This window comes from Scytonema sp. PCC 10023 (genome assembly GCF_963920835.1).
Classification (GTDB): domain Bacteria; phylum Cyanobacteriota; class Cyanobacteriia; order Cyanobacteriales; family Nostocaceae; genus Kalymmatonema.
Genome location: NZ_CAWUDP010000178.1, coordinates 1 through 10,733 on the forward strand (window position 1 = coordinate 1; position 10,733 = coordinate 10,733).

The window sequence follows — 10,733 nt, forward strand, 5'->3', positions numbered from 1 at the left end:
GCTTAATCCCCTAGAACCTTTTACGGCGTCTAGTTTCTAAGCAACGAATCGCACCCGCCAACACCAACCAGACCAGTTTCACCAAGCTTGTTGACCAACCACTTGACACAACGACTGTAAATCAGTCCACCCACTCCAAAACCACCCAGCATAAACCCGATGGTGACATAAGGTAGGTTATACCGATCGCGGAGAAATGCACCAGTATAGGCGAACGCCCCGAAGACAAAGCTTTCAATAAACACCGCTATAATGACATTACGAGCAGCAGGTTGCCTCATGAGTTGGTAATAAGGCTTAAAATTTACCAAACCTACCCGATTTTGTATATTCTGCTGATCAGGTATTCGGCGGGTTGCGTACCACATTGCTACAGCAATAATCAGTGACACAATCCCAAATAACAAAAAGATGTCACGCCAGCCGATATATTCTCCAAAAATACCTCCCAAACTGCCGCCAAGAATTTGACCCAACATAAGCGCACTCAAGTAACGTCCAATTGCAGTTTGGCGTTCCTCGTAAGGGAAATTGTCGCTAATATAAGCTAGTGAGAGCGGGATAATCCCACCAGCAGCCACCCCCGTGAGAAAACGCAGCAACGTCAGTAACGCGATATTAGGTACAAACGCACAGACTGCTGTTCCAACAGCAAATGCAGCCATCGCTGCTGTCATCACCTTCAGCTTGCCGATACGGTCTCCGAGTGGACCGTAAACTAACTGGAACAGTCCATAAGGAATACTGTAAGCACTGACAATGATTGCCGCGCTACCTACACCGACTTTAAACTCATTGGCAATGATGTGAAGCAGAGGATCAATCACTCGCACATCAGCAAAGACCATAAAAGCAGCAGCGCCTAGTAGTCCCAATGAAACGCGCTGCTTACCTGCTTTTTCTGTTGTAGAACTACCCACTTAGGTCTCCTATTCTTTAGGGTGGCAGACAATATTGCTCAACTTATACAGCAGAAATATTGGCGTCAGGAGTCAGGAGTCAGAAGTAAACTTTGCTCGCTTATCTGGCTTTTGAGTTGAAAAGCTGTTGCTCAAGAAAAATGCAATCTGCTGTAACTTATGTCTTGCAGCAAGTTCCCATCAGTTGGAAGCCCTTGCTATGAACTCACTTTACCTCACCCCAACTCTCTCCTTCCTAAGGAGAAGGGGAAGGGAGGCTCTTGAGGTTGTTCGTTTTTTATAAGTGTTCATCCGGACATCATATAAGACTAAAGTTGAGAACTAGAAATACACACAGATAAACACAGATGCAATTTTATCTGTGTCCATCTGTGTCCATCTATGGTTTGTTTTATCCTCTAAAACGAGGAAATTTGGGGAAAATGTGGGGAACGATGAGTGAAGCAGTTGACAATACTTACAAAGTATGTACTAATGCTGAATCGTTTTCGCCGACTGGTTGAATAACAAATCTCTTGACTTGTCTGGATCAAGCGCCTGATTTTTAAAAGCCTCTGCCTTCTCGTAAGCACGAATGACCGCAGGACGCGCCTGAATTGTCTCAAACCAGCGCTTGAGGTTGGGGAAGTCCTCTAATTTTTGGCTTTGGCTCTCATATGGCACGATCCAAGGATAGGCAGCAATATCGGCGATGGAATAATCACCAGCCACAAATTCCCTATCAGCCAACCGCTTATCCAAGACAGCGTATAAACGTGCTGTCTCATTTACGTATCGCTTAATAGCATAGTCAATCTTTTCGGGAGCATACCTGTTGAAGTGGTGATTCTGTCCCGCCATCGGTCCTAAGCCCCCTATCTGCCAGAATAACCATTGGAGGACTTCAACGCGTTGGTGCAAATCAGTTGGAATCAACTTGCCAGTTTTTTCTGCTAAATAGAGCAAGATTGCACCCGATTCAAAAACAGAAATTGGCTCACCGCCTCCTGCTGGTTCACGGTCTACAATTGCTGGAATGCGGTTGTTAGGCGAAACTTTAAGAAACTCCGGCTTAAACTGATCCCCAGCGCCAATGTTGATAGGAATTATAGTGTAAGGTAGTTCAACTTCTTCAAGGAAGATTGTAATTTTGTGACCGTTTGGTGTTGTCCAATAATAAAGTTCAATCATTATTCTTTCTCCTAAATTATGCGATAGTTTTGTTTAGGTGAATCCTGTGTTAGAGATGCACGAACGCATTCTGCACCCCTGCTACTCGTATGACCGACCATCAACTAGTCCAGGCTCTAGCTTAAAGGTATCAACATCTTCTAAGCAGGCGACATTAATTCCATAAAAATCGGGAGCAACGCGGGGTCTGTGGAAGGGATAGATGCCGCAAACTTTACAGAAATAGTGCTTTGCTGTTTTTGTATGAAATTGGTAGAGGGTAAGATAGTCTTCGCCAGCTATCAAAGTGAATTGTTCAGCGGGAACGCGATGCATAATTGCACCTCTTCTGGAGCACAAAGAGCAATTGCACCGCACAACTCGCTCAAGATTCGTTGTCACTTCAAATTGTACCTTTCCGCAATGACAGCTACCGCGATACTTTTTCATTTCACTCTCCAAAAATTCTTAAAACCAGCAGCGCTAAGATTGCGGTGATTTGGCGATAACGGCATGGTGAACCTCAAGAATAGGCGTTGGATATTTTGCGTTGAGTAATGCCGCAAGTTCACGCTCAAATACTTCTACTTCTTGTAACAATTGTCTTGGCTAGAAATGCTCTACCCACGGTCGTAGTTCTACTTCCCATGTCCAAGCACTCCGGGGCTGACGCAAAATGTTGAGATAAGTTAAGGCGATCGCACCAGGGTCAAGTGTGCTATCAGGCTTGTCTACTGGATCTGGGCGTACTGCTGAACGGATTGCACCATCAATCACAAAATGTGCTACATGGATATTCTTTGGTGCTAGTTCCCGGGCTATACTTTGAGCCAAACCACGCAGTGCAAATTTGCCCATTGCAAAAGGAGCAGATCGCGGATAACCCTTAACACTCGCTGAGGCTCCTGTAAAGAAGATAGCACCGCCTCCCTGCTCCAACATCCGTTTAGCAGCAGCTTGGGCTACAAGAAAGCCTCCATAAGCAGTGATATCTAAAGTTTTCGCTACGTCGGTAGGATCTAAATCAATAAGAGATCCCTGCACTCGAAAGCTGGGATTGTAAACGACGATATTAGGAGAACCTAGTTTATTTTCAACATCAATAAATAACTGCTCTACTTCGTGCGGTTTGGAGACATCGGCGGCGAACGTAGCAGCATCAATCTCACTGCTTAGCTCACTCAGTTTATCAATTTGACGAGCAGCTAAAGCGACGGTTATTCCTTCTTTTGCAAACAGGCGGGCTATCGATGCACTCAATCCACTACCTGCTCCGACAATCAAAGCTATTGTTGACATTCGCTCGATTCCTCCTTAAGGATGAAGTTGGGCTGGAGAAAGCTGATAATCTCTTGAGTTTGGACGTTGACCAATACGGAGTACAAGCACTGCTGCAATTAAGCACAAAATACCAGACAGGATAAATGCCTGTAGATAACTGCCCTGCCAAGTTCTCAGCGCCCCTGCTCCAAATGCTGCTGTGGCTGCGCCGATTTGATGCGCTGCAACGATCCAGCCAAACATCACACCCGCTTTTTCTTTACCAAACACATTGGTAGTTAGACGCACGGTGGCGGGTACGGTGGCAATCCAATCAAGACCGTAGAAGACTGCGAAAATGGAGAGTCCGTAGAAATGGGGGTCGAAACTGAAGGGCAAGAAGATTAAGGACAACCCTCGCAATCCGTAGTACCAAAACAACAGGTAACGATTATTCCAGCGGTCAGACAACCAACCGGAGGCTGTGGTTCCGACAAAATCGAATATCCCCATCACGGCTAACAGTCCTGCCGCTTTGACTTCGGGAATTCCGTGATCGATGCAGGCGGGAATGAGATGAGTACCGATGAGACCATTGGTGCTGGCACCGCAGATAAAAAAACTACCAGATAACAACCAGAAGTCACGCGATGTCTGACGACAAGCCGCTTCGCGTCTACGCATTCCCACTCTCAATGTACTCAGGGTCGAAGCGATAGGGTTGACACTGCGATGACGCACCTCCACCGTTTCGGAGTGATCACCAAACGGTCGTAAACCAACTTGAGAAGGGCGATGGCGCAGAGCGCCCGCTTCGCGAACGCGCATCAATAGCGCAATCAGAGGAACAATCAACACAGCAACACCAGTAATGGTGAGAACTGCACTCCGCCACCCGAAGCGTTCGACTAATGATGCCAGCATTGGTAAAAACACCAATTGTCCGGTAGCGGTGCTTGCAGTTAAGACACCGAGAACCAGACCCCGTCGTTCCACAAACCAGCGATTGACAACAATGGCACCCAAAACTAAACCAATGACGCCACTACCGCTACCTACAACTACCCCCCATAGCAAAACTAGTTGCCACGAAGCTGACATCAGCGTAGTTAAGCTAACCCAAACGCCAAGTAAGATAAGAGCAAACACCATCGTGCGTCGAATCCCGATTTGCTCTAAGACTGCTGCGGCAAAAGGTCCAATGAGTCCATAGAGTACCAAGTTATTGACGTACTCCCCGCGCCTCAATGCACGGGGATTCTTAAAAGATGTTCCAATGTATGGCTAAAGCCATGCATTTCCACCTTTGTTCCTGTTTCTTAGACTCTTAACTAGACTGAAAATCAGTCCCCGTCAGATCGTCTCCGCAGGCAATTTTATTTAGAGTCCACGACGCGTCCCACCGCAGACTACGGTACAGTCTAAAGACTACGTTTCTACCCTCGGAGTCCAGTTATGGATATCCTGTACGGGTCGCCACCCAGTACCTTGAATAATTATACCAGAGATACAACAAATGAAAACCTGTCGCATTCCTGCCCCTGCTTGAAAGCCAGGATTCTCACCCGGACGTTATGCTTTAATGCTTAAAAGACACGGAGGACGCGCATGGAATGCGTGTCGGGTTTCATCCCCGGATTAAAAGGCAGGGGTTCTCACCCGGACGTTATGCTTTGATAGAAATCGCCAGCGAGATGGTTGCCCTAGACCAACCAAACTCCTGTTCAAGAGGGACAATAAGTACACTGGGAGTGGCACGAATTCCAGCAGCGACTAGCAAGGCTAAGAAAGTTAAGCCCGCAACCAGCCAGCCATAATGAAGCGAACGACGCGCTAGATATGAGGCTATGGACATGGTTTTTTCTCTGGTAGATGATGATTTTGGTGCGATTGACTTTGGAGTCAAGTGAATCGCATTGTTACGATTCGCAGATAGACGGTACTTCGCTACTCGCTATGTACCGTTTTCTCATCATGAATCTCTTTTATCTGGGTAAATTATCTAGTTCAACTGGTCGCGGCTGGGAGTCCCACACCATACGTACAAAGTTGGTGGGGGGACGCCAGAAGCCTCGGTCGGGAGACCCTTCGGAGAGTACTGGCGACAGTTATCAGTTATCAGTTACCAGTTACCAGTTACCAGTTTTCAGTTATCAAGTACCATGCTGGTACTGTTCACTGTTCACTGTTCACTGTTTACTGTTGACTATCCCCAATCCCTAATCCCCAATCCCCTTTACCCTTCATAAGGGTTTCCTAGTTTATCTACAAAGACGTTGTAGGCAAATGGCAAACGTCCGGGATCGCGACGCGATTCTGCTGCATATCCAACAGGTACAAGAAGAGCGATCGCAATATCTGGATTGTCTGCAGCACCAATCACTTCTTTGACTTTCTCTTCAATCCAACCATTCATAAAGCAGGTGGATAAGCCTAGGCTTTCTGCTGCTAGCACCAAATGAGTCGCAGCAATGACAGCATCTTTAATTGCATACTCCCGCCGCTTGTCTCCAAGTCCTGCTTGATGCTGCGGAATAGCCGTTTTAAAGTAGTTTACCGTGGCTTCAGTCCATGCACCAGTTGCAAGTCCTTGCTCATAAATTGGAGTCAAGTCTTGTTCGCCAGCAGTAGCGTCAGCAGCAAAGACAAAGGTTACAGGCGCTTCGACAATTTGCTTTTGATTCCAAGCTGCAGCAGAAAGAGCTGCCTTTTGCTCCTGATCTTGTACAAGAATTATCCGCCAATCTTGAATGTTATAGCTACTGGGTGCTGCTACAGTTAGCTCAACAAGTTGCTTGAGTAATTCTGGGGATATGGGATCTGGTTTGAAACTTTTGATAGAACGACGCTGAATAATCGCGCTAGGTACATCCAGAGGTTTGGTTTGAAGGCTGAGTTCTTGAACCATTGGATCTGTCCGTTAATTTTTAAGAAGATTATAAGGTTCCATGACACAAATTCGTAATTTGTAATTATGAATTACGAATTACTTTGCCCCGACAAGAGAAGGGTGTTGCTCTTGCACTGTAGGATAATCGGTATACCCCTTTTCCCCACCGCCATAAAAGGTTGTCGTATCTGCCTCAGTCAGTGGTGCATTCAGAGCAAAGCGTCGGGGTAAATCGGGATTTGATATAAACAGTGTCCCAAAGGCAACTAACTCTGCTTCTCCCTTGGCTAAAACTGCATCCCCTTTTTCACGGGTATATCCACCATTGACTATCAATGTACCTTTGTAACGCTCCCGTATATGACTCGTTGGCACCACTGTCGCGCCATATCTGATGTCTGCTTCTATCGCCTCAAAGATATGCAGATACGCCAAATCAAACTGGTTCAACGCTTGGGCTGCGTAACCAAAAGTTACTAGCGGATTGGAGTCTTGTATGTCGTTATATGTTCCACTGGGAGACAAGCGTACGCCAACGCGTTTTGCACCCCAGACACCAACAACCGCCTCGGTTACCTCCAAAAGCAGTCGGGCACGATTTTCCACGGAACCGCCATAGTTATCTGTGCGCTGATTCGTACCATCCCGGAGAAATTGGTCAAGTAAATAACCATTAGCTCCGTGAACCTCCACCCCATCAAAGCCTGCAGCCAGAGCATTTTCTGCCCCTTGGCGATATTGTTCGATAATTCCGGGAATCTCTGACGTTTCCAAAGCGCGAGGAGTCACATATGGTTTCATGCCTTGATAGGTGAGTAGCTGACCCTTGGGTGCGATCGCAGAAGGTGCTAGCGGTAACTCACCATTCGGTTGGAAATCTGGGTGTGAAATGCGTCCTACATGCCAGAGTTGCAGGAAAATTTTCCCTCCCTGCTGATGCACCGCATCTGTGACTAACTTCCAACCCTCTACTTGTTCTTGTGAGTGAATTCCTGGTGTATAAGGATACCCTTGACCCTGTGGAGAAACTTGAGTGGCTTCAGTGATAATCAGCCCCGCAGAAGCGCGTTGGACGTAGTAGGTGGCATTAAGTTGGTGCGGCACATTACCCTCACCCGCGCGTTGTCGGGTTAAGGGAGCCATCACTATGCGGTTGGGCAGTTCTAAATGACCTAACTTGTAGGGAGAGAGTAAGTTGATGTTAGTGTTCATGGGTTAAATCTCTAAATTCTGTGCTACGCCAAAAATTAAAATTCCAGGTTGACAACCAAACTCAGTTCAATCTGATAACTTGCACCCTTCGGGTATGCCTTCGGCACGCCTGACGGCGAACGCCAGTCCCCTGGGCGTGGGAAACCCGCCTGCTTTCTCTGGACTCACCATTCTCAACAAGGAGGAGGCTCTAGCCTCCCAGCCCTCGTTCCCAGGCTCAGCCTGGGAACGAGAATATAGAGGCTCCGCCTCTTATTGATATTGGTGCAAGATGTCAGTTCAATCAGTCATGAGTTCTCAGCGAGCAGGCTGATGAAACTGATAACTGATAACTGCTCACTGATAACTGCTCACTGATAACTCTTAAACAACTGACTGCACAACCCCGCCATCCGCCCGCAAAGCTGCACCATTAGTAGCTGAAGCTATCGGACTGGATAGATAAACAACCATCGCCGCGACTTCGTCGGTTGTTGCAAAGCGTTTGAGCAGGGAAGTTGGACGAATATTTTTGAAAAAGTCAGTTTCGACTTCACTGAGACTGATACCACGCTCTTTTGCCATCTTTGTCAAAAAGTCCTCAACACTTTCTGACCGAGTCGGTCCTGCAAGAACAGAGTTGACTGTGACTTGGGTGCCAACGGTCAATTCTGCTAAACCCCTGGCAACGGCAAGCTGAGCCGTTTTGGTCATGCCATAGTGAATCATATCGACAGGAATTTGAATGCCGGACTCACTGGAGATAAAAATGATACGTCCCCAGTCTTGCTCTAACATCTTTGGCAGGTATTGGCGACTCAGGCGCACTCCACTAAGAACGTTAGCTTCAAAGAAGTTGAACCAGTCCTCATCGGTAATATCGGAAAATGCCTTAAACTCGAAAACAGCAAGATTGTTAACGAGAATATCAATGCTAGGAACTTGTTGAAAGACTTGCTCTGCTCCTTCTTTTTTTGCAAGGTCGGCGACTACACCGGAAACTTTTGCTTCTGGGTTGCTTTGCTGAATTTTGTCTATAGCCTGTTCCACTCGTTCAACAGAACGTCCAGTAATAATAACTGATGCTCCTTCTTGTGCAAGCCCTCGAGCGATCGCAAAACCAATACCTGCAGTTGAACCACTCACCAGCGCGGATTTACCATGCAATTTCAAGTCCATTGCGCTCACTCCAGCAAATGATAGGATTTACGCATTGCTTGTCTGTCAAGACTTGGTGTGAGGTGTGAGGTATAAGCTCAGTATTTTTTCCCTTATTTCCTACACCCGTCCAAATCTTAATTCGTAATTGAGTTATTTATGACAAAGCAACAATTATCAATTACGAATTATAACTATAGATACTGCGCTAAGGTCTTGCTCAACGTTGTTTTTGGCACTGCACCCACCACCGTATCGACTTGCCGACCCCCTTTAAACACTATCAGCGTAGGAATGCTGCGAATCCCGTAATGGCTGGCAACAGTAGGATTTTCGTCTGTGTTTAACTTCACGACTTTTACCTGTCCTGTGTATTCGGTAGCAATCTCATCTACCACGGGAGCCACCATACGACAAGGTCCACACCAAGGTGCCCAAAAGTCTACCAACACTGGAACTGCACTTTCAAGGACTTCTTGCTTGAACGTAGATTCTGTTACATGTGCTACGGATGACATATTCGTCCTCCTATTAGTTCGTTTATTCGATATTATCGAATAATTAAAATATAGTCTACTTAATGAGATAATGCAAGTATGAGACTGCTATATCATCCAGACCGAAAACATATTTCTTTGGCAGCAGTGCTGTATGCGTTAGGTGATCCAGTGCGGCTGGAAATTGTGCGGCGGCTGGCAACTAAGGGAGAGCATTGCTGTGCTGACTTCGATTTTGCCATTGCCAAGTCCACCATGTCCAATCACTTCAAGATTTTGCGGGAGTCAGGTGTCGTCTTGACTCGCAAAGAAGGAACACAGCACATTAATATGTTGCGCACAGAGGATTTGGATGCACTTTTTCCGGGGTTGCTGGACGCTGTGTTGCGCTCAGCTAAACCTTTGTGTGTTGGTTCCTCAAGCTATCAAAAAGCGGGATCACAGTAAGTTTTATGACTCAAGAGGTGTTGTCAGCACTTTTATGATGAGATTTTGAGGAAAAATTTGGTAATATTATGTCCGTTCAATTACCCAGAAAACCCGGAAAACCCCACCCCTAACCCCTCCCCGCAAGCGAGGAGGGGAAGTTTGGTGTAGCCAAAAGGGGGGTGGGGTGCTGTGATTATGGGTAATTTGGCTCTTGGGCGATCGCCTTCCCCTACCTCCCCAAATCATTTCTTTTGACAAGCAGGAGTAGAACCCAAGTTATTGGCATTAGAAGCATGGGAGATGAGGGTAACGTGCCCCTTCCCGTCGAACACCCACCCCGTCGCAGGTACTATCTTCACCGCATCATCTTTAGTCGCTGGTTTGGTAGATGGTTTTTCTGAGCGCTGTTGGGATGCGATATTTGGTATGCGAGTATCTGACCACAGAACATCAGTAGTAAGGGGTTCGTAGGGGCTGGGAGGTAAACCGCCACGTCCGGTGATAGTAAATTTGCTTTTATCTGTGTCAGAATCTGTGCTGGCAATAGCACCACAGCTAGTGTCTGCTATTAGCTCTGATGTATCTGTTAACGCTATGGGCAGTTCTACAAATCCTAAGGTTTGGTCAAGATCTGTGTTCAACGTGACGGTTCCAGTAGCAACAATATCGCTTTCTGGTGTTAGTTGTTGCCGAAATTGAGTGCCAAAGATTCCTTGAGCATTGACTCGAATATTGCTACCAGGACTTCGCCCAAAACCAGTTGCAATAATATCACTGTTTTCTAAAGGAAAAGCGATTACGAATTTTGTGTTGATATCGATATTGCCGTCAATCCCGTCCTGACCTTCAACACCACTTCTAGCAGATATTAAACCTCTACTACGCAACAAAAGTAAGTTTCCTATCGTAAGCCCGATATCTCCACCTCTACCTGTTGTGGATTCAGCGAATACACCAGTGGGTGAGCTATTTCTAGTGTCTCCATTCACTGAAACTTTATCTGAGGCTTGAATTGTTATAGTACCTGCATTTCCTTGTCCCAAACTGCTGGCAACTAATCGAGCACCATTATTCACAGCCAGTTCATTTGTAGTAATTTTAATGGCTCCGGCATTCCCCACTGCCTTTTCTTCCACTGCACTAAAAGCACCACTGGATGAGCCACTAGTGTCAGTACCGCTGAATAGTGACGCTCCTACACCAACCCTAACGGGTATGGTGTAGGCTTCTCAGGCATTG

At 46.5% G+C, this 10,733-nt stretch carries 12 protein-coding genes; 1 reads left to right on the forward strand and 11 read right to left on the reverse strand.

Going from position 1 to position 10,733, the window contains the following annotated elements:
- Window positions 1–29: 29 nt before the first annotated feature.
- The 10 genes from ACM0OZ_RS46275 to trxA all read right to left on the reverse strand — a co-directional run bounded on the left by ACM0OZ_RS46275 (window position 30) and on the right by trxA (window position 9,086).
- On the reverse strand, window positions 30–920 hold the full coding sequence (locus tag ACM0OZ_RS46275) for an MFS transporter (RefSeq protein ID WP_414589708.1): 891 nt from the start codon (window positions 918–920) through the stop codon (window positions 30–32).
- Window positions 921–1,391: 471 nt separating this feature from the next.
- Window positions 1,392–2,090 (reverse strand): glutathione binding-like protein, encoded by a 699-nt coding sequence (locus ACM0OZ_RS46280; protein ID WP_414589709.1) that lies wholly within the window; start codon window positions 2,088–2,090, stop codon window positions 1,392–1,394.
- 81 nt (window positions 2,091–2,171) lie between these two features.
- Window positions 2,172–2,519, reverse strand: a complete 348-nt coding sequence (locus ACM0OZ_RS46285) for a GFA family protein (RefSeq protein WP_414589710.1) — start codon at window positions 2,517–2,519, stop codon at window positions 2,172–2,174.
- Between the two features lie 159 nt (window positions 2,520–2,678).
- Complete coding sequence (locus ACM0OZ_RS46290) at window positions 2,679–3,368, reverse strand: SDR family NAD(P)-dependent oxidoreductase (RefSeq protein WP_414589711.1); 690 nt, start codon at window positions 3,366–3,368, stop codon at window positions 2,679–2,681.
- Window positions 3,369–3,383: 15 nt separating this feature from the next.
- Window positions 3,384–4,550, reverse strand: a complete 1,167-nt coding sequence (locus ACM0OZ_RS46295; RefSeq protein WP_414589712.1) for an MFS transporter — start codon at window positions 4,548–4,550, stop codon at window positions 3,384–3,386.
- Between the two features lie 445 nt (window positions 4,551–4,995).
- Complete coding sequence (locus ACM0OZ_RS46300) at window positions 4,996–5,184, reverse strand: hypothetical protein (protein ID WP_414589713.1); 189 nt, start codon at window positions 5,182–5,184, stop codon at window positions 4,996–4,998.
- A 381-nt stretch (window positions 5,185–5,565) separates the two neighbouring features.
- Window positions 5,566–6,237, reverse strand: coding sequence for a nitroreductase family protein (locus tag ACM0OZ_RS46305; protein WP_414589714.1), 672 nt, complete (start codon window positions 6,235–6,237; stop codon window positions 5,566–5,568).
- Between the two features lie 78 nt (window positions 6,238–6,315).
- On the reverse strand, window positions 6,316–7,431 hold the full coding sequence (locus tag ACM0OZ_RS46310) for an alkene reductase (RefSeq protein ID WP_414589715.1): 1,116 nt from the start codon (window positions 7,429–7,431) through the stop codon (window positions 6,316–6,318).
- Window positions 7,432–7,794: 363 nt separating this feature from the next.
- The gene (locus ACM0OZ_RS46315; RefSeq protein ID WP_414589716.1) at window positions 7,795–8,589 is read right to left on the reverse strand and encodes an SDR family NAD(P)-dependent oxidoreductase; all 795 of its coding nucleotides are present in this window, start codon (window positions 8,587–8,589) and stop codon (window positions 7,795–7,797) included.
- Between the two features lie 173 nt (window positions 8,590–8,762).
- Window positions 8,763–9,086, reverse strand: coding sequence for a thioredoxin (gene trxA, locus ACM0OZ_RS46320; RefSeq protein ID WP_414589717.1), 324 nt, complete (start codon window positions 9,084–9,086; stop codon window positions 8,763–8,765).
- A 78-nt stretch (window positions 9,087–9,164) separates the two neighbouring features.
- Here trxA and ACM0OZ_RS46325 point away from each other — a divergent pair, with 78 nt between their 5' ends.
- A complete protein-coding gene (locus tag ACM0OZ_RS46325) occupies window positions 9,165–9,512 on the forward strand; it encodes an ArsR/SmtB family transcription factor (RefSeq protein WP_414589718.1) in 348 nt (115 codons plus the stop codon).
- 224 nt (window positions 9,513–9,736) lie between these two features.
- Here ACM0OZ_RS46325 and ACM0OZ_RS46330 read toward each other — a convergent pair whose 3' ends face one another.
- Window positions 9,737–10,630, reverse strand: a complete 894-nt coding sequence (locus ACM0OZ_RS46330; RefSeq protein WP_414589719.1) for a hypothetical protein — start codon at window positions 10,628–10,630, stop codon at window positions 9,737–9,739.
- Between the last annotated feature and the right edge of the window lie 103 nt (window positions 10,631–10,733).